Raw genomic sequence first — 25,311 nt, 5'->3', positions numbered from 1 at the left:
GCCAATGCTCCCGGCTTGCGGAGCTTTACTCTCCGGACGACAACAGAATGCGCCGGGATGTCCGGCGCATTCCCGAGCGCAATCAGATGAACAGGCTCGAAACCGATTTTTCCAGGGCCGTGCGGTTGATGGCCTCGCCGATCAGCGGTGCGATCGAGACGGCGCGGATGTTGGAAGCCGCCGTGATGGCTGCAGTCGGTTCGATCGAGTTGGTGATCACCAGTTCCTTCAGCTTCGAAGAGGTGACGCGCGCAACGGCTCCCCCGGACAGGACGCCGTGGGTGATATAGGCCGTCACCGACTTGGCCCCCTTGGCGAGCAGCGCTTCAGCCGCGTTGCACAGCGTGCCGCCACTGTCGACGATGTCGTCGACCAGAATGCAGTCGAAGCCGCTCACATCACCGATGATGTTCATGACTTCCGACTCTCCGGGCTTGTCGCGGCGCTTGTCGACGATGGACAGGGGTGCCTCGATGCGCTTGGCAAGCGCCCGGGCCCGGACCACGCCGCCGACATCGGGAGAGACCACCATGACATTGTCGGTGGCGTAACGTTCCTTGATGTCGCGGGTCATGACGGGAGCCGCGAAAAGGTTGTCGGTGGGGATATCGAAAAAACCCTGGATCTGTCCGGCATGGAGATCCAGGGTCAAAACGCGGTCCGCGCCGGCTTCGGTGATCAGGTTGGCCACCAGCTTCGCCGAAATCGGCGTTCGGCCGGATGCGCGGCGGTCCTGTCGTGCATAGCCGAAATAGGGAAGCACCGCCGTGATGCGGCGGGCCGAGGAGCGGCGCAGCGCATCGATGATGATGAGCAGCTCCATCAAATGGTCGTTGGCCGGGTAGCTGGTGGGCTGCACGACGAAAACGTCCTCGCCGCGCACATTTTCCTGGATTTCAACGAAGATTTCCTGGTCGGCAAACCGCCGGACCTGGCATTTGGCGAGAGGAACATCCAGATATCCGGAGATTTCCTCCGCCAGGGCTCGGTTGGAATTGCCCGCGACGATCTTCATGAGCCGCAAGTCCTTCTGGTGCGACAGCGGGTCAGCAGGCAGGATCGTCCCTGCTGAAACGCGGAAAGGGCCAAGAGCAGTCCGGGTCCGGTCGACGCGGAACGCTCCAACACTTTAAAATCGATCAGCTTTTCTGCTCTTACGCGATGGTGCATGCGAACAGCCCGATCGGGATCTTGACACATTGCCGAACGCCAGAGGCCCGATTGGAAAGCCTTGGCAGGCGGCGGCGTTGTAACAACCAACCACCCGGACCACAACAGGCGTTGACCATTGAGACCCGCTTTTTTTGTATTTTTGTGACGCGGTACGGTCATTCTCCGGCTAAGGGGCGATTATCGGTTGAGCCATGCCTTTATTTCCACCATCGAACGGGTTGCGATGCGCGACAGGGTCCCTGCACCGACCGCCTGCCAGGGGTCGCCGGAGGCGCCGCCCGTGTCTTCGGTGCCGGAGATTCGCTTCACGCGCCGCCCGGAGCCGTCGACGATGTCGAACACATAGAAGACGGTTCCGTTGGAGGGCTGGCCGGTGGCGGCCAGATAGCCGTTGACGCGATAGGTCGCGGCGGCGCCAACGCGGCGGACGAGATTGATTCCCTGTTTGCGGGCTTCGGCTCCGATGAATTCGGATAACTCGTCGGCAATGTTGCCCGGAGCACCTGTGAAGGGCTCAAAAGCCAGGGTCACGCCTTCTTCCGGGTCGGCCTGACCGGAAATCGAAGGTGCGGTAACCGTCGTCGATATGGGGCTCGGCGGCTGCGGTGCGGACTGACAGGCCGCAAGGCCGCTCAGAGCCAGAAGGCAGGCGATCGAACGCAGGGTCGAAAAGGAATTCTGGCTGGAAAACTTGAGCATGTAGGCGCCTGGCTCTGATAATCGATTTCGACAGGGTGCGGACAGTCTTCCGGCAATGCAAGAGCAGAGCCGGCCCGCTGTGTTGCAGATTGTTTAGCCCGACTTGACCGGCAGGTCGAGAGGCAGGGTGGATAAGCTCTCCGGAGCACCTTCGGTGGTCAGGTAGGTCTGTCCCAGGGTCATCGCGGTTCCGGTGATCGAATCCATCAGGATCATGTGCATGAATATGACCATGTCCGGCTTCACCACGGCGGGGTTCGCCTTGTAGGCCATGGGGGCGTCCATCCAGCTCGGCGTGAAGCGTGCACCGAGCGAATAGCCGCAGGCATTGAGCCTGTGGGGCACCATGTCGTGCGCATCCATGCGTTCCGCGTGGGCATCGAAAACGTCGCCGAAGGTCCGGCCCGGAACCAGTTGGGTCTCGACGGCGGCAAGGGCCTCTCGGGCGGCGGCATACATCTCCCGGTGCCGGTCGCTCGCAGCCCCGATGACGACGGTGCGCATCAGCGCCGCGTGATAGTGGCGGTAGCTTCCGGCCCATTCCAGCGTGATCTGGTCCTGGGCGTCCAGGATCCGTCGTCCGGCCTTGTATCGGCACAGGAGCGCGTCGCGACCGGAACCAATGATGAATTCATTGGCGGGATAATCTCCGCCGCCTTCGAAGATCGCCCCCTGCAGGGCGGCGAGTATGCGGCCCTCGTCGGCACCCGGGCGGATTTCCTCCAGGGCGGCGTAATAGGCCTTGTCGGCAAGTTCGGCGGCCTTGCGCACATAGGCGATCTCTTCCGCGCTCTTGACCGCGCGCAGCTCCGGGATCAGTTCGGACGCGTCGGAAATATCGGCGAAACTGGTCAGCCCGGCATTGATCTGCAGGCCGATCCTTCCGGTCATGCCGTGGGTCTCGTATTCGATGCCGATGCGGCTGCCGAGGAGATCCATGTCGAACAGGAGATCCTTGAGCTGACCGACCGGGCTGGCGGAACCCCGGTCGATCCAGATGCGGATATCGGCGATGTTGGAGGTGTGCCTGGCCTGGCGCTGGTCGGCGGAGCGGGTGAGGAGAACCTTGTCTCCTTCCCGGGTGACGACGAGACACTGGAAAAAGCAGAAGCCGAAGGTGTCGTAGCCGGTCAGCCAGTACATGCTTTCCTGCGCGAACAGCAGCATGGCATCGAGTTTTTGCGCCTCCATGGAGGCTTTCAGCCTGTCGAACCGGTTCTCGAATTCGGCTTCGGAAAAATGCAGCGCCATGGGTATCTCCCTAGGTCAGAACGATGGCGCTGATCTGGCGGCCATAATCCGGTTCATTGCGGTGGGTGGTGCGACGGTAGGAGAAAAACCGAGCCTCGTCACCATAGGTGCAAAGGCCAAGGTCCGCCACCTGGCCGAGGCCCAGCTGCTCCAGCCTGTCCCTGATGAAGGCGGGCAGGTCGAACATGAAATGACCGTCGCGTCCGGACGGCTGGAAATAGCGGGCGTTGTCTGCCGCCTGCTGAACGAAACGGTCATGGAACTCCGGGCCGACCTCATAGGCCTGCCGGGATATGGCCGGGCCGAGGACAGCGACGATCCTGTCTCGTGAAGCCCCCAGTGCTTCCATGGCGGTGACCGTATTGTCGAGGATGCCGGATATGGCGCCCTTCCATCCCGCATGGGCGGCGCCGACGACCCGCGCTGTGGGGTCCGCGAAGAGAACCGGGCCGCAGTCGGCCGTCAGAATGCCGACCGCAAGCCCCGGAGTGGCGGTGACGAGCGCATCGGCCTTGCGTCCGGCGTCCTGCGGCCAGGGGCCGTCGAGCGTGATCACATCGGCCGAATGAATCTGATAGGGAGACAGAAGGGTTTCCGGGCCAACCCCGAGTGTTCCTGCCACCCGCTTGCGATTCTCCAGAATCCTGTCGCGCTCGTCGTCCGATCCCAGACCGATATTGAGGCTCTCGTAGATGCCCTGCGAGATGCCGCCCCGGCGGGTGAAGAAGCCGTGCCTCAGGCCCGGAAGCTTCAATGGGTCTGCTTCAATTTTCATGTGGATCTCCAGAGGGGATCAAACAGCTTTCAGGTGAAACCGCACGACAGCGGACAAGCGGATCGTTCTCAAGACACGGGGCATTGCAGGGTACCTTCAACGAAGACTGCTCCCGGCAGGATTCGGTTGCGCAGAGAGTGATCCTTGAGGGGATCAGGCTGCGCTGTCAAACGGCAGGAACGATATTCCTGTGCCCGTTACCGCCAGAACCTTGAAAAGCTCGCCCATGCCGGCTGGTGCCGCCAGACGTTCGACCGCATCGCGGATTGCCTCCTGGTCTTCGGGCGCCTTTCCGGCGCCCAGGGCGCCGGCCCGTTCCAGCAGTCCGGTCCGCAGCAGAAAATCCCCCTGGGCCATGGGCGGGAGAGCCTTTGCGCCGCCCCGCACGGCGGCCGCCGCCAGGGCCTCGAAATTCACATGCGCCGTGAGATCCGCGTCGCCGGGATGGGCGAGAACATCGTCGAAGCGATGCCTGTAAAGGGCCTGAAGCGTGTCGCCGGGAGCTGTTTTCAGGTAGCCGTAGTCAATAAAGAGCGCGACGCCGCCCTGAGCGGCCAGACGCGCGCCGATCTCCTCGGCGATGGCATTGGCGGCCGGCTGGGTTTCGACGATGGTTCCTTCCGCGGAGCCGGCAATCCGGGCGGGGATGGCGTCTTCCGGGAGCCTGGCGGCCCCGGCACCGAAGATGAGGTCCCCATCCGCCGAAAGGCCGATCTCCCGCTCGCGCCAGCCGTCCGCGGTTTTCACGAACTGATGGATGGGCAAAGCATCGAAGAATTCATTGGCGACCAGGATGAGCGGACCATCGGGGATATCCGCGACTCTGGTCCGGAATTCAGGCCGGAGCGGTGATCCCGCCAGGGTCTCTTCCTGGATTTTCCGCAATCGCGGGCTGGTTTCGACGAGATTCAGACAGGCGGCCTCGATGAAGGACGGGCGCAGGGCGGCCATGCGCAGCAGATCTGCCATCAGGGTGCCGCGGCCGGGGCCGAGTTCCACGAGCTGAAACCGGTCGGGAGCCCCCATGGCCTCATGGGCGGACAGGCAGGACGCGCCGATCAGCTCGCCGAACATCTGGCTGACTTCCGGGGCGGTGACGAAATCGCCGCCCGTGCCGAAAGGCTCGCGGGTCATGTAGTAGCCGGCTTCGGGGTCCGCGAGGCAGATCGACATGTAACGGGCGACCGAAAGAGGGCCGTCGGCGGCGATGCGCGCCTTGATCCTGTCTTTCAGGGAAAGGGACGGCATGGCGTCACCGGGCCGTTGCGGCCGGCTTGCGGGACCCGGCCCAGACCATGACGGCCAGTCCGGCCAGGATCATCGGCAGCGACAGCAGCATGCCCATGGTGAAAAAGCCGCCCAGATAGCCGATATGGGCATCGGGAACCCTGAAAAGTTCCGAGATCGAACGGGCAATGCCGTAACCGGCGGCAAAGGCGCCGGCGAGGAACCCGGGCTTCTTCAGAAGCCTGAAACGGTGGCTGAGAAGGCGCAGCACCAGGAACAGGACAATGCCCTCCAGCGCGGCTTCATAGAGCTGGCTGGGATGACGCGGCTCGGGGCCGCCATTGGGAAAGACGACGGCCCAGGCCACATCTGACGGGCGGCCCCACAATTCCGAATTGATGAAATTGGCGATCCGTCCGAAGAACAGTCCGATCGGGGCGGCGCAGCCGGCAAGATCGAACAGGGTCCACAGGGACAGGCCCCGCCGCCAGGCGAACAGGCCCATGGCGATCACCGTGCCGGCGAAGCCGCCGTGGAAGGACATTCCGCCGGTCCAGATCGCAAGCGCCTCGCCCGGATTGGCGAGATAATAGGCCGGGTTGTAGAAGAGCACATAGCCGAGCCGGCCGCCGATGATGATGCCGAGCGTGCCCCACAGAACGAAATCGTCAAGCTCGGCCGGCGACGGCCTGCCGACGCTGCCCCAGAGCCGGTGGTCGAGAACGAGCGCACGCATGTACCGCCAGGCCAGAAGGATGCCGACGATATAGGCCAGTGCATACCAGCGCAGGGCGAAAGGGCCGAATTCGATGATGACCGGATCGATGGCCGGAAAGGGCAGGACGAGTAAGGGCGGCACGGCATAACCTTCTTTAGATCTGTCCCGAAAGGGCAGGGCAGAACCCGGGGCAACGCATGCGCGATCCTGCTCGATCCGTCAAGCGGGCGGGTGGAATTGGTTCTTGAAGTTCAGGCCATTCCCACATACCTCTTCGGTGTAAGTCTGTTGCTGACCAAGGAGGGTCTGATGACCCAGGGCCCGAACCGTATTCTCGATGATTTCGCCAAGCTGATGACCGACGCCGCCGGAGTTGCCCAAGGGGCGCGCCGGGAAGTGGAAACCGCGTTCAGGGCCCAGGCCGAACGCTTCCTTTCGGACATGGACATGGTGTCGCGGGAAGAGCATGAAGCCGTCAAGGAGATGGCCGTGCGTGCACTCGACAAGGTCGAGGATCTCGAATCACGGCTCGCCAAGCTTGAAAAATCCGGTTCTGCCGGTGGCAAGGACGCCTGAAGGCGGTCCGCCGGTCTGCTGCCGGGCGATTTCTGTTCACAGTTCATGACAGAGACGCGACGGAAGCGGCTGGCGGGATTGCGTTGTTTTTGAGCAGTGTGATGAAAATTGGCTCTGAGTCGTCCACAAGATTCGGCTTTGCGGGCAGAAAGGGTAGGTATCCCTTGAATCATTCCTGCTCCTATACTCATCGATAACAGGGATTCGTCGGAGCAAGACGGAACCGGTTCTCTTCTAGAGCCACAAAGGGATGCGTTTTGCTCCTCCGGCATGGGACATTTCCCGGCGGTCCGCCCGGTTTTCCTGATCGGGTATTCGGCCCCGGCTCGGAAGGGAGTAGGCATCATGAGCCTCATCGAGATCGAATTCGAGCGACCTGGCAATCCCGTTGACACCATAGAAACCGTTGCTGCCCTGAACGACTGGACCTTCGAACGGTCGGACGAGGACGAGATCACCATTTCCCTCGGCGGCAGCTGGTGCGACTATCACGTCTCCTTCTCCTGGATGGAGGAAGTGGAGGCGCTGCATCTTGCCTGTGCCTTCGACCTCAAGGTCACGGAACCGCGCAAGACGGAAATCATCCGATTGCTGGCGCTGGTGAACGAGCAGCTCTGGATGGGGCACTTCGATCTCTGGCACAAGGAGAACGTGATCATGTTCCGCCAGTCTCTGGTTCTGGCCGGCGGAGCGGAAGCCTCTTCGGCGCAGATCGAGGCCATGCTGACAAATGCGCTTGAAAACTGCGAGCGTTTCTATCAAGCCTTCCAGTTCGTCGTCTGGGCCGGTCACTCTGCCTCCCAGGCCATGGATACGGCCTTGTTCGAAACCGCGGGAGAAGCATGAGTTTTTCAAGGGAAAGGCCCTTCGTTCTTGTCGGAGCCGGCAAGATGGGGGGGGCGATGCTGTCAGGCTGGGTGGCGGACGGGATAGATGCGTCCGCTCTCATGGTGTGCGATCCGCATCTGTCCGATGAAATGGATGCGCTTCTGAAGGAACACGGCATACGGCATGTAACCGCCATGCCGGTGGACCTGCGCGCGGGTATGGTCCTCATCGCGGTCAAGCCGCAGATGATGGATGCCGTGCTGCCGTCCCTGACATCGGCGGTGGCCTCCGACACGCTTGTCCTGTCGGTTGCCGCCGGGACACCGGTCTCCAGGTTCGAAGCGGCCTTCGGCACAGTGCCGGTCTGCCGTTGCATGCCGAACACGCCGGCGATGGTCAAACGGGGCATTACCGCAGTCTATCCGACAGCGGCGGTCTCCGAGGAGAGCAAGAAGGACGTCACCCGGCTTATGAGTGCGATCGGCAGGGTGGTCTGGCTGGAGAGCGAGGATCAGATCGATCTGGTCACCGGCGTCAGCGGATCCGGTCCGGCCTATGTGTTCTATCTAGCCGAGGCCCTGAGCGAAGCCGGCAGGCAGGCGGGACTGCCGGCTGAAATAGCCGAGGAGCTTGCCGTTGCCACGGTTTGCGGCGCGGGCGAGCTTATGCATCGTTCCGGCGAGCATCCTTCGGTTCTCCGCAAGAATGTCACCAGCCCGAACGGCACGACCGCAGCCGCGCTTGACGTTCTTATGGGGGCGGACGGTTTGCAGCCGGTGATGACCGAAGCCGTCGCGGCGGCGGTCAAGCGGGCGAGAGAGCTGGCGGGCTGAGCCAGGCCGGATGGGACTCTTCCCCACCGGAAATCCTTACAGGACTTAAGTGTTTGCAGTCGGGGAGGGAAGCGCGCGCCGAACGCGCGCTTCGCCCTCACGGCAGGAGCCTACTGCTCGTTGATGGCGGAGACCGCCAGACCTGTCAGCTTGCTGTTGGCGGCCTTTTCCTGGTCGAGAATGCCGGACAGGAGGTCGTGCGCCTCGTCGTGGCCGAGCACCTTCGCCCATTCACGCAGGGTTCCGTAGCGGGCGATCTCGTAGTGCTCGACAGCCTGACAGGCGGCGACAAGCGCGGCATTCTTCGCGGTGCCGCTGGCTTCCTCGAGGATGCCGTCGGTCTCCTTCAGAAGGCCTTCGATCGCATCGCATTTTTCCCCGGAAGCCTTCTTGCCGATCGACTTGAAAACCTGCTCGAGCGTCTTGACCTGGGTTCTGGTCTCCTCAAGGTGATCGCCGATCGCGTCCTTGAGTTTCTTGCCGTTGGCCGCGTCCTGCAGCTTCGGCATGGCTTTCGCAAGCTGCTGTTCGGCGTAGTAGATGTCCTGCAGCGTGTGTTCGAATGCATCAGAAAGCGTTTTCATGAGATGTGTTTCCTCAGGTTTTGTCTGACGGTCGCCGTTTTGACGGGCGATGGCGGAAAGGCTGCGACCCGGCGGCGGTCGCCGCGACCGTGGCGGGAGCGCGGGATGTCCGGCCGGGCTGCAGCCTTCAGGAGGTCAACGCAGCGGACGCCGTTTCGGTTCCGGCGGCCTGCGAAGAATGCCCGGGGCCGAACGCCGGGGTTCCGCGGCACGGTGCCACCCTTTTCACTTGCGCTCAGGTCTCCTATCTTTCAGGGACCGACACATTGGAGAGCGCGTCATGGCAACCGCAAAGACCAGGCAGAAAATCCTCCAGACGTTCCTGGACCTGTTGTCCGAGCATCCCTACGAAGATGTTTCCCTGCCGATGATTGCCGCGGCGGCGAAGGTGAAGCTTTCCGACATGCGCAGTGCTTTTGCCTCGAAACTTCAGCTTGTCGCCGCCTTCACGGAGAAGATCGACACCGCGGTTCTTGACGGGGTGGACGAGGACATGGGCGATCAGCCGCCGCGCGACCGGTTGTTCGACGTTCTGATGACACGCATCGATGTTCTGGCGGCGCACAAGGAGGCGGTCCGGGCGCTGCATGTGGCGGCACGGCACGATCCGGCGCTGGCGCTCGATTTCAACCGACTGGAAGTCCGCTCGCAGAAGTGGATGCTGATTGCCGCCGGAATCGATGTCTCCGGAGTGAAGGCGACCATCGTCGCCCAGGGACTGGCGGTGGCCTTTGCCCGTGTGGTCGGCGTCTGGCTGGAGGAGGACGACGAAGGCATGCCCCGCACCATGGCGCGGCTCGACAAGGAGCTGGACAAGGGAGGCTCCTTCATGAAGCGTCTCAATGGTCTGGAACGGGCGGCCAAAGGTGTGAGGTCGCTCCTGAAGCGGATCTCGGACCGCCCTGCCCGTCGGAGACCCCGGGCTGACGAAGATGACGGGGAACCCGATCTGAGCGACAAAGCCCCCGCCGGGGCCTGATGCACCCGCGGACTTGCGAAAGGCCCGCCCTGCGGGCATGCTCGCGCGCCTGAATGCAGCACCGATCAATGTTGCCCCGGTCATGAGGTCCTCATGACCGGGGCGAATCTGGAGAATTGTTCCGTGAGCGACCCGATCAGTTTCGACGATTTCATGAAAGTGGATGTGCGCGTCGGCCGAATTGTCGAAGCCGAGGTCTTTCCCGAGGCGCGCAAGCCTGCCTACAAGATGCGGATCGATTTCGGCCCCGATATCGGCATCCGGAAGACCTCCGCGCAGATCACGACGCATTACACACCGGACACGCTTGTGGGCAAACTGGTCATGGCGGTGGTCAATTTCCCGCCGCGCCAGATCGGCCCGGTCATGTCGGAAGTGCTCACCCTCGGCGTGCCAGACGCGGACGGGAACGTGGTCCTGCTGACCCCGGACAGGGACGTGCCGATCGGCGGACGGCTTTTTTGAAGCCTGTCGCGTCGGATTGAATTCAGGCAATCGCCCGAATTCATGAACCCGCCTGAACGCGGCCCCTCCAGGGAGCGGGGGCGGCTCTACGCCGGAACCCTCAGTCTTGTTCTCAGGCCGCCAAGAGGGCTGTCCTCAAGGAAGAGTTCTCCGCCGTGGCCGCGGGCAATGTCGCGGGCGATGGCGAGGCCGAGGCCGCTGCCGCTCTGGTCCTGGTTGCGGGCCAGATCCAGCCGGTGGAACGCCCGGAAGGCCAGATCGCGCTGATCTTCGGGAATGCCGGGGCCGTCATCGTCGATGGTGACCACAAGCCAGTTGCTCTCGATCCCCGCCGAGATTTCCACCCGGCTGCCGTATTTGCAGGCGTTGGTGACAAGGTTGGAGAGGCAGCGTTTCATCGAAATGCGTCTCACCTCGGCGTCCAGCGGTCCGTCGATGCGGGTCGTGACGGAATGGCCCGAGATCTCGGCTTCCTCTTCCAGTTCCTCCAGAATAAGCGCGATGTCGGTCGTCTGGACCTCCTCGTCGCCGTCGCCGCTGGCGAAGGCGAGATAGTCCTCCAGCATGTGGCTCATCTCGTCGACATCCTTGCGCATGGCATCGCTTTCCGGGGTTTCATCCAGAAAGGCGAGCTGCAGTCGCAGGCGCGTCAGAATTGTTCGAAGATCGTGACTGACGCCGGCCAGCATGGTGGTGCGCTGTTCGATCTGCCGTTCGATGCGCCGGCGCATGTCGATGAAGGCCAGGCTGGCACGGCGGACCTCGCGGGCGCCGCTGGCCCGGAAATTCGCCGCCGGCCGGCCTCGGCCGAAGGCTTCCGCGGCATTCGCCAGCCGGATGATCGGGCGAATCTGGTTGCGCAGAAACAGCAGGGCGACGAGCACCAGAACAAGTGAGGTGGAAAACATCCACACCAGGAAGATATGCGAGTTGGAGGCATAGGTCTGGCTGCGCCGGGTAAAGATCCTCAGGATGGAATCGGCAAGCTGAATGCGGATTTCGACAAAGCGGGAGCGGCCGACCGTGTCGATCCAGAAGGGCTTGCCGATCTTCTGGCTGATCGCAAGGCTCAATTGCTGGTCGATGACATCGAAAAACGGTTTCGGCGTGGGAGGGGGCAGCGGCTCCAGCGGCATGACGGACATCGACATGCCCAGGGCGCGCGAGGCGAGCTCCTCGATCTTGTGATTGTCCGCGTCCTGCGGATAATTCTCCAGCACGAAGACCACGGCGGCGATGTCCCGGACCACCGCTTCGGACATCCGGCGCGAGACCAGCTGATAATGGCGCTCCATGAAGACGAAGACCAGGACCGACTGGAGGATGACGATGGGTGCAAGGATGATCAGAAAGGTCCGGGTGAACAGACCCTTGGGCATGATGCGGTACATGAACCGGGAGAAAATCCGGTAACCGCGGACAAAGGGCGTGAGCGGAACGGCAAGGAATTTCAGGTGGTCATCCAGGTGAAAGCGCCGGAGGAAGGAATCTTTTTTCGCCATTGGGTTCAGTCGCAGGCCAGCCGGTAGCCGATGCCCCGGACTGTCTGCAGATAGACCGGATTGCCCGGGTCCGTTTCGATCTTGCGCCGCAGACGGTTGATCTGCACATCCACGGTGCGTTCGCCGAGACCGCTGTCGTCGCCGACGATCTTGTGGCGGGGGACGGTTGCGCCGGGCCGTTCGGCGAATATGGACAGGATCTGCTTTTCCCGGTCCGTCAGGCGTACCGGTTGGTCGCCGTTTTTCAGTTCGCCCCGTCCGGCATTGTAGGAAAACGGACCGAAGCGGATTTCCTGCCTGGCGGCAACCGGCTGCTGGTTGCCGCGCCGCAGGATCGCCGTGATGCGCAGCATCAGTTCCCGGGGTTCGAAGGGTTTGGCGAGATAATCGTCCACACCGGCCTCCAGACCGGCGATCCTGTCGGTGGCCTCGGATCTGGCGGTCAGCATCAGGATCGGGACTTCGGAGTCCTTGCGCAACGCGGCGGCAAGTTCCAGGCCGCTTTCGCCGGGCATCATCACGTCCAGGATGATCAGGTCGAACTCCAGTCCGGACAGACATTTGCGTGCTTCGGCGGAATTGGCCGCGACGGACACGCGGAACCCGTTTTCCTTGAGCAGCCTGGAAAGCAGATCCCTGATCCGTTTGTCGTCGTCTACCAGGAGAATGTGGTTGGCGTTGTCGTCAGGCACCTGAGCGTTCATCTCGGTCGTCTCGTCCCCATGGGTGGTATCAGGATCAGCTTTGCCCTTTTCAAGGACGGGCCCTTCATCTGTCTTCCAGATTGAAGGAGCTGCGGACAAGTTTGAGAATGTCCGCCCGGGCTTCGGGGTCGATCATCTGCAGAAGAAATCTGCGGACGGTTTCCTCGCTGCCATCAGGCAGACCAATTAGGGCGCGTTCAAGGCGTTTGTGCTGCAAACGGGTGAGATCGACGGCAAGGGCATGGCCTCTTTCCGTGGTGTAGAGAAGGCGCTGGCGGCGGTCGTGATTGCCCTCCCGCTGCTCGATGATCCCGGCATCCACGAGCTGCTTCAGAACCCGCCCGAGACTTTGCTTGGTGATCCGCAGGATGCCGAGCAGATCGGTCACCATGATGCCGGGGTTGCGTTCCACGAAATGCAGAACCCGGTGATGGGCCCGGCCGAACTCATATTTGGCCAGCACCTCGTCCGGATCGCCCGTGAAATCGCGATAGGCGAAAAACAGCAGCTCAATCAGGTCGTAGGGCAAGGCGTTACCGTCGCTCTCCAGAGTGTCCGGCAGCGAGCGATCGGTTTCCCGCAAATGGGAAGGAAGGGTGTTTTTGAAATTTACGTCAGCCATATTGACTTAATTCTGATCGATTGTTACTTGTTACCGTCCGTGAACGAAATGATCGGTCTTCTGGATGCTTTTTTAGGCATCAGATGATAAACGAATCCGATCACGAACGTCGCGGATATCAGGATACCGATAGTTGGCGTGCTGTGCAAAAGATACGGCGGTAAAGCGGGTGCAGGTCTTTGGCGCCATTTGCCTTCGCAACGGAAAACAATAATCGCTCTCAGAGCGGGCGGGAGATGAAAGATGGCTGGAACGCCTTTTGATCAGCTCAGTGGAGAGATCTGGTACGACGGCACATTCGTGCCGTGGGCAGACGCGAAGCTGCATGTTCTCAGTCACGGACTGCATTACGGAAGCAGCGTGTTCGAGGGTGAACGGGCCTATGGGGGACGGATCTTCAAGTCCGAAGACCATACCGCGCGGCTGCTGGAGTCCGGTCGCATGCTTGGTTTCGAGATCCCCTGGACGGCGGAGCAGATCAACGCGGCCAAGGAAGAGACCCTGGCGCGAATGAACCTGACGGACGCCTATATTCGCCCCGTCGCCTGGCGCGGCAGCGAGATGATGGGCATCTCGGCGCAGAAGAACACCATTCACCTGGCCATTGCCGCCTGGGAATGGCCGAGCTATTTCGCGCCGGAAGAACGGCTCAAGGGGATCCGGCTGGATCTGGCGGACTATCGCCGCCCGGATCCGCAAACGGCTCCCTACAAGGCCAAGGCTGCCGGTCTTTACATGATCTGCACGATCTCCAAGCATGCGGCCGAGTCGAAGGGCTATACGGATGCGCTGATGCTGGACTGGCGTGGACGGGTCGCGGAAGCGACCGGCGCCAATGTATTCTTCATCAAGGATGGCAGGATCCATACGCCGACTCCGGATTGCTTCCTGAACGGGATTACCCGCCAGACGGTCATGGAGCTTGCCAGGGACCGGGGCATCGAAGTGGTTGAACGGGTTATCCTGCCGGAGGAACTGCCGGAATTCGAGCAGTGCTTCGTCACCGGAACGGCGGCGGAAGTCACGCCGGTCTCCGAGATCGCCGGAAATCGCTACGAAGTCGGCGAGATCATCAAGACCCTGATGGAAGACTACGATGCCGCCGTGCGACCGCAAACGCCGGCGCTGCATGCTGTCGCGGGCTGAGCGCGCGACAGACCGTTGAAATTCCGGGCGCGCCCTGCCGGACTGCCGGCGAGGGCGTGCCGACATATTTGAAAAAGCCGCTCCGGTGCGTTGGGGCGCCCGCTACGATACCCAGTTGTTGCCGTCTGGCCGCTGATACAGGCGCGGCCAAGGAAAATTGCCTGCCAAAAACGCAGTGACGCCCGGAAAGCCTGTGGAAAACATTCCGCAGGGTCCCGGCTGTCCTTTCCTGCCATTGCCCATTTCAACTCTCAAGGAACTCCCCCCACGCCAGGCGGTGCGACCCCGCCGGGAGGGGCGCAATCCGGCTTCCCACGGGTGCCGCAGAGGTTTTCCCTTGGGCGGAAGACGTCGGTCGCGCAGCGTCCGATATGCGGGGCAGGGGGAGAGCAGGCGCGTGCTGCGCTGCAAAAAGCAAAGCAAAATTAAGCCATTGTTTACCATACCACCGCATTTTGACCTTGCGTAAGAAGTTAAGAAATCAAAAAAAGATTTGTCGGCGGTGCATGTTAGAGACCTCTCACCATATCGATTTCCGATCACTCCGGAGGCCATCTCTCCCGGTGAGACGGGCCGGAATGCGCCGACTTCTGCTCGCCTCGGTATTGGCGATTTCCCTGGCTGCATGCGCCAAATCGCCCAAGGTTGAGTCGCTATCGAGCGCAAATACCGTCCCGATCAGCGAGGCTTTCGCAACGCCTCCGCCGGGCGGTCCTGCAATTGTCGGAATCATCGAAACGGCGTTCACCAACGGCAAACAGCAGGACATTGCCCTGGCAACACAGGGCAAGACACCGGGACAAAACCTGTTGCGCGTTCAGCTTATCGGGGTCACCTCGAATGCGATTGCCAACGGGGGCAGCTTGTCCGAGGCAAGCCCAAGCCAGGAAGAGGTCTCCCGTGAAATCGCCAAATTCCTGCCGGGGGTGAATGTCAAGCGCTCGCCCTACTTCCTGCAGAACCATTACGGTCCCTTTTCCTATGCGGCCGGGCGGTCATCTGCAGGCGATATCTGTATTTACGCCTGGCAGCGCATCGGAAAGCCACAATCGCGAAAAACAATCTTCAGCACCCGCGGCGCCATTCAGATCCGGTTGCGCCTTTGCGACCCGAAGATGAGCGAGCAGGAGCTGCTTGAAAAAATGTACGGCATCAGCATCAACGTGGCTGTCCTGGATCCGATGTGGGATCCTTACGGGGCGCCGGCACAGCCTCCCGCAGGTTGGGGGCGTCCGGGTGACCCGATTTCCCCGCGCTCGTCGGAAGGCTTCATCGGCGTCGTTCCGGCCATGGTCGCTCCACGCAAGTCGCAGCCCAGGCCGGCCCGGCCGGCAGCTCCGAAACCGGCCGTTGTCGAAAGCGTGCCTCCGGTTCCCGCCGTTGAGGCGGCAGACGAAGACAACATAAAATCCACCTTTGGCGTCGTGGTGCCGCCACCGCCAAGTGACATCATGGAGTCCGGCAAAGCTGCCGCAGACCAGACGGACGAAAAGGCATCCCCGGTGCTGCAACAACAGTAGGGAAATTGCAGGCGTGGAGGGGATACCCGGAACAGCGAGAGCTCTTGTGAACTAAGATGATCAATTTTTTCAAGGTAACAATCTGGGCGATCCTGGCGTTTTTCTACGTTTTATTGGTAACGCTGCCAATAAGCTCCCAGGCTCAGCTGTCGATTGACGTGATCATACTTGTTTCGCTGGTTGTCCTCAAGCTTCTGGCCCCGAAGGGAAGCCTGCGCATCGTCGTGCTTGCATTCGGCTCCGCGATCATCCTGCGCTATCTTTACTGGCGTACGACCAGCACCTTGCCGCCGGTCACGGAACTTCAGGATTTCATTCCCGGTATTCTGGTTTATGTGGCCGAGCTCTACAGCATCATGATGCTCGGGCTGAGCATGTTCATCGTGGCCATGCCGCTGGACTCCCGTCCGCAGCGCCGGCTGAAGGAGGATGAAGAGTTCCCCACGGTGGACATATTCATCCCCACATACAATGAAGATGAAGAGCTGCTTGCAAGTACGATCTCGGCGGCAAAAGGTATCGAATACCCGCCGGAGAAGGTGGAGGTCTGGCTGCTGGATGACGGCGGTACGCTGGAAAAGAGATCGTCCAGTGACATGAAGGCCGCGCATGCGGCGCAGCAAAGGCATGAATCCCTGAAATTGCTGTGCGAGAACCTTGGCGCTCACTATCTGACCCGCGACAAGAACGAGCACGCCAAGGCAGGCAACCTGAACAATGCCCTGGCTCATTCGTCCGCGGAGGTGGTGGTGGTGTTTGATGCCGATCACGCCCCCTCGCGAGATTTTCTCCTGGAAACAGTCGGCTACTTCAACGACGACCCGAAGCTGTTCCTGGTTCAAACGCCACATTTCTTCCTGAATCCGGATCCGCTGGAAAGAAATCTCCAGACATTCAAGAAGATGCCGTCGGAGAACGAAATGTTCTACGGCATCATTCAGAGGGGACTGGACAAATGGAACGCATCGTTCTTTTGCGGCTCGGCAGCGTTGCTGCGCAGAAAGGCGCTGGAGGAGACCAACGGCTTCAGCGGCGTGACCATCACCGAAGACTGCGAAACAGCCGTTAACCTGCATGCCCGTGGCTGGAACAGCATCTATATCGACCGGCCGCTGATTGCCGGATTGCAGCCGGCCACCTTTTCAAGCTTCATCGGACAGCGAAGCCGTTGGGCTCAGGGCATGATGCAGATCCTGCGGTTTCACTTTCCTCTCCTGAAATTCGGGCTGAGCTTCCCCCAAATGCTCTGCTACCTTTCGTCCTCGCTGTTCTGGCTGTTTCCTTTTGCGCGGATGATCTTTCTGGTTGCTCCGCTGTGTTATCTGTTCTTCGACTTGCAGATATTCGATGCCTCCGGGCGGGATTTCTTTGTCTATACGTCTGTGTACATGGTCGTGAACATGCTTCTTCAGAATTACCTGTACGGGCGTTTCCGGTGGCCGCTGATTTCCGAACTTTACGAATATATTCAGACCGTTCACCTTCTGCCGGCAGTGGTTTCCGTGATCCTCAATCCGAGCAAGCCGACGTTCAAGGTGACGGCGAAGGACGAATCCATTTCCGAAAGCAGGCTCTCCGAACTGAGCCTGCCGTTTTTCATCATCTTCGTCATTCTGCTGGTCGGGGTTGCCGTCTCCCTGGTGCGTCTGTTCACGGAGCCGTACAAAGCGGACATCACGGTTGTCGTGGGAGCCTGGAACCTGCTCAACGTCATTCTGGCCGGATGTGCGCTCGGCGTCGTTTCCGAGCGGGGCGAGCGGCAGTCCACCCAGCGCGTGAAGGTGAGCAGGAAGTGTGAGGTGAAAGTTGGCGGCGAATGGCTCCCGGCGACCATCAGCGATGTTTCCGTCCGCGGTGCGGGTATCGAAGTCCTTGGCAAAATCGCACGGACGATTTCGGAAGACGATGAAGTCGAAATCCGGATCGTTCCCCTTGCCGACCTTCCCGAAAACATTCTGCCGGTTAAGATCAGGCATACGGAGAATACTGCCGATGGAGTGATATTCGGCTGCGAGTATGTGGTGAAGAACACGCAGCATAACCGGATCATCGCGGATCTGGTCTTTGCGAACTCGGCCAAATGGAGCGACTTTCAGAAGCGCCGCCGCACCAATCCGGGAGTTGTCGGGGGAACCATGGGTTTCCTCCGGATCGCCCTGCGCCAGACCGCCCGCGGCATATCCTACTTCATGTCGCGTGCCGGCAAGCCGAAGACACCGGTCCCTGCCATCGTACCGCCGGAGGAAAGCGTGTGACCCGGCTCTCCCTTCGTCCTTTTGCAGGCACGTTCCTGCTGGCCTTCCTTTGCACCCAGGCAACCGGATACGCTCAACCGGTTCCCTTCAGCATGGAGCCTGAACGTTCCGACATTGAGCAGCCGCGGGAGCGCGACCAGCCGCCGCCGGCGGATATTCCCTATCTCACGGAACCGGGCGGAGCGGACAAGCGTCCCGCAGAAGATGCGGATGCAGCCGTCCCGCCGAAGGCCGAACCTCGCGTCGTTGCGGCGCCGTCGGCATTCCGGCGGTTCATTGTCCCGGATGCCCAATTGCAGATGCGCGGTGAAATGGCGGCGCGCTCCTGGTCCGTTGTCCTGACCTCCGAACAGGCCGCATCGGATGCGACGTTGCAGATCGCCTACCGGAACGCCATTCTCGTCGCGCCTGAAGCATCGCTCCTCCGGCTGTCGATCAACGGAAACCCGATCCTTTCGGAACATATTTCCTCGCCGGACCGGCGCAAGCAGCTTCAGGTGGAGATCCCCGGCGGTCTGCTCAATGCGGGCAGAAACCTGTTCAGCATTTCCGTCGATCAGCGTCACAGAACGGATTGCAGCGTTGAATCCACCTTCGATCTCTGGACCGACATCGATCCGGCCGGAACGTTTCTGCAGTTCGACAATGCCGGCGCATCGCGCCTGCGGCAGATTTCCGACATAGCAGCCATTGGAAACAATGGCGAAGGCCAGACGCTCGTCCATTTCGTCGCACCTGCCCTGGAGCAGATGAATTCGCATGAGCTGTTGTTGCGGCTGGTACAGAACATCGCCCTGATCGCCGACATGCCGCGCCAGTCGATGTCCGTCATGACGTCGCCGCCTGCTGACAATGCCGCGGCTCTGACCGTGTATTTCGGAACCGCCGAACAGCTGTCGGTGTTTCCCGCCATCCGCCAGCAACTCGGCGGGTCTCCGGTCGCTTCATTTGCCAACCTGCCGGGGGCAGGCGGTTCCGCGCTGATCGTTTCGGGTGGCGCCTGGGATGATGTTGCCAGGGCGGTTGACAGTGTTGCCAGCGTTGCGACGCAGATCGCCGCGGAAATACCCGATGATCTGCTCCGGACGCAAAACGCCGTCGTGCCGGATCCGCCGTTGATTACCGAAGCGGCCACATTCCGTCTCTCGGATTTCGGACTTGGAAGCCGCGAGTTCTCCGGCCGTCATTTTCGAACGGAACTCTCGTTCGGCCTGCCTGCGGATTTCTATGCAAAGGCGTACGGGCAGTTGACGATCATGCTGAACGCGGCATCCGCACCCAGCGTGCTTCCGGGCAGCAGTATAAATATCTATGTCAACGACGAACTCGCAGCCAACGTTCCGATCACCCAGCGCGGCGGCACGATCATGAACAGGCTGCCCATAAAGGTTCCCCTGCGCCATGCGCGGCCGGGCCTCAACACGATCACGATAGAAGGAAATTTCGAGACCCGGGAAGATCAGGTTTGCGCACCGGGCCAAACGGCAAACCAGGATCTGCGCTTCGTGCTGTTCGATACCAGCGAGCTGGTGTTCCCCCGGTTTGCCCGCATCGGACGCATTCCCGACCTGAGTTCCTTTGCCAGCTTCGGGTTTCCGTATGACACCCTTCCGGACGAGACCCATCTGGTGCTTGGAGACACGCGCCCGGGCACATTTTCGGCAGCAGCGACGCTTCTGTCCCGTCTGGCAGTCGCCGCGGGCAAGCCCATTGCGCTGGAGGCGGATGTCTCGACGTCCGAAATGCCCGAAGCAAACGCGATTTTTGTGGGAAATATTGCCGACATACCCCAGCAGGCCCTGTCTCAGGTTGGCCTCGCCGATGTCGCGAGGTCTTCATGGGCGGACTCCACGCCTACTCGAAAGAAGACACTGGGCGAGGTCCGGGACAATGAAGAAACCCTGGAAAACTGGCGCAAGAAACTGTCCGAACAGGGGTGGCGCGGGCGAATATACCGCCTGTTGCAAACCCTTCAGAACAGTTTTGATCTGACGCAGCAGAATCTGTCGTTCTCCCCGGGAACGGGCGTCGCTTATGCTCCGCCGGTCGGGACCAGCCTGCTGTTTGCGCAAAATGTCTCTCCGGACCGGGGCGGCGCCTGGACCGTCGTTTCCGCTCCGAACGGACAGGACATGTCCAGTTACCTTGACGTTCTCGTGGATCGCTGGCCCGGACTGGCCGGCGATGTAAGCGCGCTTCAGACTGACTCTGACGAGATTTTTTCGCAGCAGAGCGGGGCCGTGGAATACACGGTCACCCAGCCCCTGTCTTTTGGAAACACGCGCCTTATTCTTACCAACTGGGTTTCGGTGAACATCATCGTTTTTGGCGGGGCCCTTCTCGTGGTCGTCACGCTGCTGGGACTCGCAACGGCCGGCCTGTTGAGGGTCTTCGGGAGGCAATCGTGAAAAAGGGTGCTTCAGGAAAATTCGCGCAATGGATCGTTTCGGCAACCGTCATGCTGTCGTCTTCGGCAATTTCCGTCTCCGCGCAGGTGTATGAACCTCAACCCGGCACCATCAGCCAGGCTGAGTGGTATTCCTACGTCTCCCGCTTCGTCACGAGCAGCGGTCGTGTCGTGGACAACGAGAACGGCAATATCAGTCATAGCGAGAGCCAGGGATACGGTCTGCTGCTTGCCTATCTTTCGAACGATCAGGTGACCTTCGACCAGATCTGGTCGTTCACCGAGACGAACATGCGGTTGCGCGACGATGGCCTGATTGCCTGGAAATGGGACCCGGCGACGGAACCGCACATAAAGGACATCAACAACGCGTCCGACGGGGATGTGCTTGTCGCCTACAGTCTGGCTCTTGCGGCAAGGAACTGGGCACGGCCCGAACTGGAGGTGCCTGCCAGGAACATCGCGGATGCAATCGCCCTGAACCTTGTTTTCCAGCATGACGGGAAATGGCTTCTGCGGCCGGCGGCCAGCGGCTTCGGCGCCGAAGACGGCAAGGACGGGCCGGTAATCAACCTGTCGTACTGGATATTCGAGGCAATTCCGGTTCTGGCCGAACTGACGGGGGCGGAGCACTGGAACGAGCTGTCGAACAACGGTCTCCAGCTTCTGCAAGAGGCGCGTTTCGGTGCGGACATGCTGCCGAGCGACTGGATAAGCCTGCATGAGGGCGTTGCTCCGGCGGCCAGCTTTCCGACCGACTTCGGCTACAATGCCATTCGCATCCCGCTCTACCTTATCCGCGCCGGCAACGAAACCGCGGGGCTCCTCGAGCCGTTCGTGAAATTCATGGGCGGGCCCGACAGGGCCCTCCGGCTCGTCAATGTTCTGTCCGGCAAGCAGACCGAAACGTTAACCGATCCGGGCTATGTTTCCATTGGTGCGGCTCTTGAATGCATTTTCGAAGGAAAACCGCTGCCGGATGACGTGAAAACGTTTCAGCCGACCAGCTACTACCCTTCGACACTCCACCTTCTTGTCCTGTCGTTTCTCGCCGAACGGCATCCGGTGTGCCTATGAGATGGATCGTCATTTCCGTATTGATGCTTGGCGCGGGATTTTCCGTTCACTCCGTGCTGTCCGCGGACCAGTCATTGTTTTCGGCAACGGCCGCAGACAATACGTCTGCGCAGCAAAGTGTTGACGAACGTCCGGGTTTTGGTGCCGCCGGTCATTCAAATGCGGGCCGTGGACCTGAAAAGAACGACGGTTCAGGGGAAACGCAATTGTCGCCGGCCGATCTGGCGGGGCTGCGATATTTCGCCCAGTCCGGTGACACGACGCGGCTGAAAAAGGAAATCGAGAGGCTCCAGAACCTGTATCCCGACTGGACCCCACCGGAGGATCTGGCTTCGCTGCAGATTGCAAGCGATCCCGAGCTGGACCGGATGTGGAAGGCCTTTGCCGAGGGAGAATACTCCGAACTGCGACGGCTGATAGACGAGCGACGGCAGGCCGATCCGGATTGGTCTCCGCCGGAGGATATGCTGGAAAAACTGGACACTGCCGAAGCCCGGAGCCGTCTCGTCAACGCGTCTCATCTTGAACAGTACACCACGGTCATACGGATCGCCGCCAACAATCCGGAGCTGTTGACCTGCGCGAATGTCGATGTCCTGTGGCGGTTGGCAGACGCCTTCATCAAGGAGGACAAGATTGACCGCGCGAAAGACGCCTATTTCTATATCCTGAAAAACTGCGATGTTCCTTCCGAGCGGATCTCCACCATCCGCAAGGCCATAGATGTGCTGCCGGATGCGGATATCGATCAGTTGATAGCGGAAGAGCGGCTGAAGGCGGACGGGCAGGGTGAGTTCGAGGCGGTTCGCAACGATCTGGTCCGACTGAGCATCGCGCGCAGCCTGAAAAACGGAAAGGCGGCCAATCCGGAGGATCTCGCGCGGATCGAACAGATCGCCGATGCGGAAGACACCGATGAAGATGCGCTGTTGCTGGGCTGGTATTTCCTGGAACAGAAGAACTTTGCGGTTTCTGAAGACTGGTTCCGGAAAGCCTCGTTGCGCAACAAATCCGAAGAAGCCGCACAGGGGCTGGGACTGGCGCTGATCGGCGCCGGGAAAGCGACGCAGGCCGAAGCGGTGCTGCGGCCCTGGTGGGACACGTCGGCCCGGGACCGGGCGAACTATCTCGCGGCCGTATCCGCTATCCTGGCGCAGGAGCCCAGGGAAAAAATCGATGCCAGTGTCTTCGAGACGATCGTGCAGGCGGTGGCCAAAGCCAGGGATTCCAATGCTGCGCGCCAGATCGGCTGGTATGCCTACGAGATCGGACAGAGCAAAACCGCTGCGGACTGGTTTCAGGTTGCCCTGAGGTGGGATGCGAGCGACGAGGCCGCTGCCTATGGTCTTGCTCTGGCACTGCGCAAGCTGGAGGAGCGCAGCCGCTTCGAAACCCTGGTTGCGCATTGGTCGGACCGCTCCGCGAGGATCGCGGCTCTTGCAGGTAGCCTGGCGCAAAAGAGCGCGCCCGTCAGCCGCAGCGGCCAGGCCCGTGCCGGAGTGGCCGCTTCCAATTGCGACAGATACGTTCCGCCTTCGGCTCTCTCTCCTGCAGCGGCGCTTTCCCGCGGGTGGTGCCTCATGAACCGGAACCGGCCTCTCGAGGCGGTTGACGTTTTTGCGGTGGCCCTGTCGGCGGCAAGCGAAACCACGCGAAGCGATGCCGCCTATGGACAAAGCCTGGCCTATCTCAGACTTGGTCTGGTCGAACGGGCCTCCGTCGCGGCAACACAGGGCCGGATGTCCCCCGTGCGGACGCGCGAACTGCAGCTCAGTCTGCTGTCCAAACGCGCAAGCGCCGCTTTCGAAGCCGGGCGCTACACGGAAACATTGCTCACGCTCGACGAGCGCCGCAGATATGAGCCCGAACAGGTCGATCTGATGCTTTTGCGCGGTTACGCCTATGCCCAGATGGGGCGCTATGAAGATGCATTGCAGGTGTTCGAAGCTCTCGCGTCAGCTGGCTACAGCGACGGGAAAAAGGGCGTCACCGACACCCATGATCTGCGGCGAGGGCGTTCCAAAGAAATTCATGACTGATCTGGCGGGGCAGCCGGTATCCTCTTTGGACCGGCCGCCTGCCTGTTGTTTTGTTTGCTACGATCCGGCGCCCTGGTCCGGGGACGCCCCGCGTTCGACCGCATGGAACATGCGGCCGCCTTCGGCATAGAGGATGCAGCCGATGGCGCACAGGCCGTAGACCGTGTAGGCCAGCCCGAGGGGCAGGGTCGTGCCGTCGAAGAGCTGGCCCATGATATAGCCCAGAAGCGCACCGCCCAGGGTGCTGACGAAGCCGATCACGGAAGAGGCGGTCCCGGCGATGGCGCCAAGCGGCTCCATGGCCATGGTGTTGAAATTCGCGCCGATGAAGCCGAACGTCGTCATGATGATGGTCACCAGGACCAGGAAGATCCAGAAATTCTCGTAGCCGAAAGCGGCAAGCAGCAGGATCGTCATGCCTGTCAGGGTGTAGATCACCGCGGCGGCATGGGAGAGGCGGCGCATGCCGATGGCTTCCACGAGCTGGGAATTCAGGAAGGAGGCCGCGGCCATGGTGGTGGCGATTGCGGCGAATACGATCGGGAACAATGTTCCCAGGTCGAAAATGTCGACAAAGATCTGCTGCGACATGGCGAGGAAGGAGAACAGGCCGCCGAACACAAATGCGGTGCCGACTGTATATCCAAGGCTGACGCGTGTCGTCAGGGCCATCAGGTAGGCGCTGGAGATCGTGGAGAAAACCAGGGGACGCCGGTTTTCCGGCTCCAGGGTTTCGGGCAGGCGAAAACCGGTCCACAGCAGCATCACAACGCCGGACAGCAGCAGCAGGGCGAAGATCCAGTGCCAGCCGGCGACAAGCAGGAGGGCCTGGCCGATGGAGGGCGCGACGACGGGGACGGACATGAAGACCATCATGACCAGCGACATGACCTTGCCCATGCGCCGGCCGGTGTAGCAATCGCGAACGACGGAAAGCGCCGCAACTCGGGCGGCAGCGCAGCCGATGCCCTGCAGCGCACGTGCGATCAGCAGATGATCGACATCCATCGCGAAAATGCAGACGACACTGGCCAGACTGTAGAGCGCCAGCCCGCCGATCAGGACCTTGCGCCGGCCGACGTTGTCCGCGACCGGGCCGAAAAACAGCTGTCCGCCTCCGAAACCGATCAGATAGACGAGAAGAATGAGTTGCCGGTCGTTGTCCGCGGCAATGTCAAGCGCGTTGGCGATGGCCGGCAAGGCGGGAAGCATCACGTCGATGGCCATGGCGTTGAGCGCCATGATCATCGCGATGATGGCCACGAACTCGGCGAATGGAATGCCGGGTTCGCGCAGGACTTCGCGGTAGCTGCCGGAGCCGGTCTGCGCTGCCGGGCTGCTGGAAATATCTTCGTTATTTTTCACGGAACAGGGACCAATTCGAAAGAAAATGACGCTGTCTGGCGCCGGGGAGGGCATGGAGGATTATGCCGTCAACAGTCGGAAACGCGGCCGGTCCGGGTCAGGTCGGGGACCACCGCGCGGCATCTTCCTCGTCGCCCGCTTTGGTGTTCACCCAGGTGCTGCCGGCACCGGAGCGGAGATGCTCCTTCTTCCAGAAAGGAGCCCTGGTTTTCAGGAAATCCATAAGAAAGTCCGCGGCCTCGAAAGCCGCACGCCGATGCGCCGAGGCGGCAACGACCAGCACGATGTTTTCGCCCGGCGCGATCTTTCCGAAGCGATGAATGACGCTCAGGCCGGTGAGGGGCCAGCGGTGGACGGCCTCCTCGGCGATGCGTGTCAGCTCGGCTTCGGCCATGCCGGGGTAGTGTTCCAGTTCCAGCGCCTCAAGCGTTCCCGCCTCGTCGCGGCACAGACCGGTGAAGGTTACGAGGGCTCCGACATCCTTGCGGCCGGATGTCAGCCGGCGCGTTTCCGCCCCGGCGTCGAAATCCTCTGCCTGGACCCTGACAAGCGGTGTCACCTGCATG

General features: G+C 61.2%; 23 protein-coding genes. 11 read left to right on the top strand and 12 right to left on the bottom strand.

Going from position 1 to position 25,311, the window contains the following annotated elements; all coding sequences use genetic code 11:
* Window positions 1–82: 82 nt before the first annotated feature.
* The 6 genes from DCO57_RS17895 to lgt all read right to left on the bottom strand — a co-directional run bounded on the left by DCO57_RS17895 (window position 83) and on the right by lgt (window position 5,984).
* Window positions 83–1,015: a ribose-phosphate pyrophosphokinase gene (locus DCO57_RS17895; RefSeq protein WP_116700276.1), complete on the bottom strand. Its 933-nt coding sequence runs from the start codon at window positions 1,013–1,015 to the stop codon at window positions 83–85.
* Window positions 1,016–1,350: 335 nt separating this feature from the next.
* Window positions 1,351–1,872, bottom strand: a complete 522-nt coding sequence (locus DCO57_RS17890) for a hypothetical protein (RefSeq protein ID WP_116700275.1) — start codon at window positions 1,870–1,872, stop codon at window positions 1,351–1,353.
* A gap of 93 nt (window positions 1,873–1,965) precedes the next feature.
* Complete coding sequence (locus DCO57_RS17885) at window positions 1,966–3,123, bottom strand: Xaa-Pro peptidase family protein (protein ID WP_116700274.1); 1,158 nt, start codon at window positions 3,121–3,123, stop codon at window positions 1,966–1,968.
* 10 nt (window positions 3,124–3,133) lie between these two features.
* The gene (pgeF, locus tag DCO57_RS17880; RefSeq protein WP_116700273.1) at window positions 3,134–3,898 is read right to left on the bottom strand and encodes a peptidoglycan editing factor PgeF; all 765 of its coding nucleotides are present in this window, start codon (window positions 3,896–3,898) and stop codon (window positions 3,134–3,136) included.
* A 153-nt stretch (window positions 3,899–4,051) separates the two neighbouring features.
* On the bottom strand, window positions 4,052–5,146 hold the full coding sequence (locus DCO57_RS17875; protein WP_116700272.1) for a class I SAM-dependent methyltransferase: 1,095 nt from the start codon (window positions 5,144–5,146) through the stop codon (window positions 4,052–4,054).
* 4 nt (window positions 5,147–5,150) lie between these two features.
* Window positions 5,151–5,984 carry a prolipoprotein diacylglyceryl transferase gene (lgt, locus tag DCO57_RS17870; RefSeq protein ID WP_244287968.1) on the bottom strand — a complete coding sequence of 278 codons (834 nt, stop codon included), beginning with the start codon at window positions 5,982–5,984 and terminating at the stop codon, window positions 5,151–5,153.
* A 168-nt stretch (window positions 5,985–6,152) separates the two neighbouring features.
* Between lgt and DCO57_RS17865 the strand changes: the two genes are divergently transcribed.
* The 3 genes from DCO57_RS17865 (at window position 6,153) to proC (ending at window position 8,080) form a co-directional block, all read left to right on the top strand.
* On the top strand, window positions 6,153–6,419 hold the full coding sequence (locus DCO57_RS17865) for an accessory factor UbiK family protein (protein WP_116700306.1): 267 nt from the start codon (window positions 6,153–6,155) through the stop codon (window positions 6,417–6,419).
* Window positions 6,420–6,764: 345 nt separating this feature from the next.
* On the top strand, window positions 6,765–7,265 hold the full coding sequence (locus DCO57_RS17860; RefSeq protein WP_116700271.1) for a YbjN domain-containing protein: 501 nt from the start codon (window positions 6,765–6,767) through the stop codon (window positions 7,263–7,265).
* Window positions 7,262–8,080 (top strand): pyrroline-5-carboxylate reductase, encoded by an 819-nt coding sequence (gene proC, locus DCO57_RS17855; protein ID WP_116700270.1) that lies wholly within the window; start codon window positions 7,262–7,264, stop codon window positions 8,078–8,080. Before DCO57_RS17860 ends, proC begins: the two co-directional genes overlap by 4 nt.
* Before the next feature lie 110 nt (window positions 8,081–8,190).
* Here the strand turns inward: proC and DCO57_RS17850 are convergent, their stop codons facing one another.
* Window positions 8,191–8,664, bottom strand: a complete 474-nt coding sequence (locus DCO57_RS17850; RefSeq protein ID WP_116700269.1) for a ferritin-like domain-containing protein — start codon at window positions 8,662–8,664, stop codon at window positions 8,191–8,193.
* Between the two features lie 280 nt (window positions 8,665–8,944).
* Here DCO57_RS17850 and DCO57_RS17845 point away from each other — a divergent pair, with 280 nt between their 5' ends.
* Both DCO57_RS17845 and DCO57_RS17840 read left to right on the top strand, forming a co-directional pair.
* The gene (locus DCO57_RS17845; protein WP_116700268.1) at window positions 8,945–9,643 is read left to right on the top strand and encodes a TetR/AcrR family transcriptional regulator; all 699 of its coding nucleotides are present in this window, start codon (window positions 8,945–8,947) and stop codon (window positions 9,641–9,643) included.
* A gap of 93 nt (window positions 9,644–9,736) precedes the next feature.
* On the top strand, window positions 9,737–10,108 hold the full coding sequence (locus DCO57_RS17840) for a tRNA-binding protein (RefSeq protein ID WP_205756203.1): 372 nt from the start codon (window positions 9,737–9,739) through the stop codon (window positions 10,106–10,108).
* An 86-nt stretch (window positions 10,109–10,194) separates the two neighbouring features.
* Here DCO57_RS17840 and DCO57_RS17835 read toward each other — a convergent pair whose 3' ends face one another.
* The 3 genes from DCO57_RS17835 to DCO57_RS17825 form a co-directional block, all read right to left on the bottom strand.
* Window positions 10,195–11,610 carry an ATP-binding protein gene (locus tag DCO57_RS17835; RefSeq protein ID WP_116700267.1) on the bottom strand — a complete coding sequence of 472 codons (1,416 nt, stop codon included), beginning with the start codon at window positions 11,608–11,610 and terminating at the stop codon, window positions 10,195–10,197.
* Window positions 11,611–11,615: 5 nt separating this feature from the next.
* The gene (locus DCO57_RS17830) at window positions 11,616–12,314 is read right to left on the bottom strand and encodes a response regulator transcription factor (protein WP_116700266.1); all 699 of its coding nucleotides are present in this window, start codon (window positions 12,312–12,314) and stop codon (window positions 11,616–11,618) included.
* Window positions 12,315–12,378: 64 nt separating this feature from the next.
* Window positions 12,379–12,936, bottom strand: coding sequence for a MarR family transcriptional regulator (locus tag DCO57_RS17825; protein ID WP_116700265.1), 558 nt, complete (start codon window positions 12,934–12,936; stop codon window positions 12,379–12,381).
* A 243-nt stretch (window positions 12,937–13,179) separates the two neighbouring features.
* Here DCO57_RS17825 and DCO57_RS17820 point away from each other — a divergent pair, with 243 nt between their 5' ends.
* From DCO57_RS17820 to DCO57_RS17795, 6 genes are all read left to right on the top strand, one after another.
* Window positions 13,180–14,082: a branched-chain amino acid aminotransferase gene (locus tag DCO57_RS17820; RefSeq protein WP_116700264.1), complete on the top strand. Its 903-nt coding sequence runs from the start codon at window positions 13,180–13,182 to the stop codon at window positions 14,080–14,082.
* A gap of 578 nt (window positions 14,083–14,660) precedes the next feature.
* The gene (gene bcsN, locus DCO57_RS17815; protein ID WP_165814781.1) at window positions 14,661–15,602 is read left to right on the top strand and encodes a cellulose biosynthesis protein BcsN; all 942 of its coding nucleotides are present in this window, start codon (window positions 14,661–14,663) and stop codon (window positions 15,600–15,602) included.
* Window positions 15,603–15,658: 56 nt separating this feature from the next.
* Window positions 15,659–17,857: a UDP-forming cellulose synthase catalytic subunit gene (gene bcsA / locus DCO57_RS17810; protein ID WP_116700262.1), complete on the top strand. Its 2,199-nt coding sequence runs from the start codon at window positions 15,659–15,661 to the stop codon at window positions 17,855–17,857.
* The gene (locus DCO57_RS17805; protein ID WP_116700261.1) at window positions 17,854–20,265 is read left to right on the top strand and encodes a cellulose biosynthesis cyclic di-GMP-binding regulatory protein BcsB; all 2,412 of its coding nucleotides are present in this window, start codon (window positions 17,854–17,856) and stop codon (window positions 20,263–20,265) included. Before bcsA ends, DCO57_RS17805 begins: the two co-directional genes overlap by 4 nt.
* Window positions 20,262–21,341, top strand: a complete 1,080-nt coding sequence (locus DCO57_RS17800; protein WP_116700260.1) for a glycosyl hydrolase family 8 — start codon at window positions 20,262–20,264, stop codon at window positions 21,339–21,341. Before DCO57_RS17805 ends, DCO57_RS17800 begins: the two co-directional genes overlap by 4 nt.
* 206 nt (window positions 21,342–21,547) lie before the next feature.
* Window positions 21,548–23,380: a cellulose synthase gene (locus DCO57_RS17795; RefSeq protein ID WP_133192705.1), complete on the top strand. Its 1,833-nt coding sequence runs from the start codon at window positions 21,548–21,550 to the stop codon at window positions 23,378–23,380.
* Between the two features lie 57 nt (window positions 23,381–23,437).
* Here the strand turns inward: DCO57_RS17795 and DCO57_RS17790 are convergent, their stop codons facing one another.
* Both DCO57_RS17790 and DCO57_RS17785 read right to left on the bottom strand, forming a co-directional pair.
* Window positions 23,438–24,745 (bottom strand): multidrug effflux MFS transporter, encoded by a 1,308-nt coding sequence (locus tag DCO57_RS17790; protein WP_244287967.1) that lies wholly within the window; start codon window positions 24,743–24,745, stop codon window positions 23,438–23,440.
* 97 nt (window positions 24,746–24,842) lie between these two features.
* On the bottom strand, window positions 24,843–25,310 hold the full coding sequence (locus tag DCO57_RS17785; protein WP_116700257.1) for a molybdenum cofactor biosynthesis protein MoaE: 468 nt from the start codon (window positions 25,308–25,310) through the stop codon (window positions 24,843–24,845).
* Between the last annotated feature and the right edge of the window lies 1 nt (window position 25,311).

The organism is Labrenzia sp. 011 (assembly GCF_003075075.1).
Taxonomy (GTDB): Bacteria; Pseudomonadota; Alphaproteobacteria; order Rhizobiales; family Stappiaceae; genus Roseibium.
This window is presented reverse-complemented; position numbering and strand designations above follow the sequence as displayed.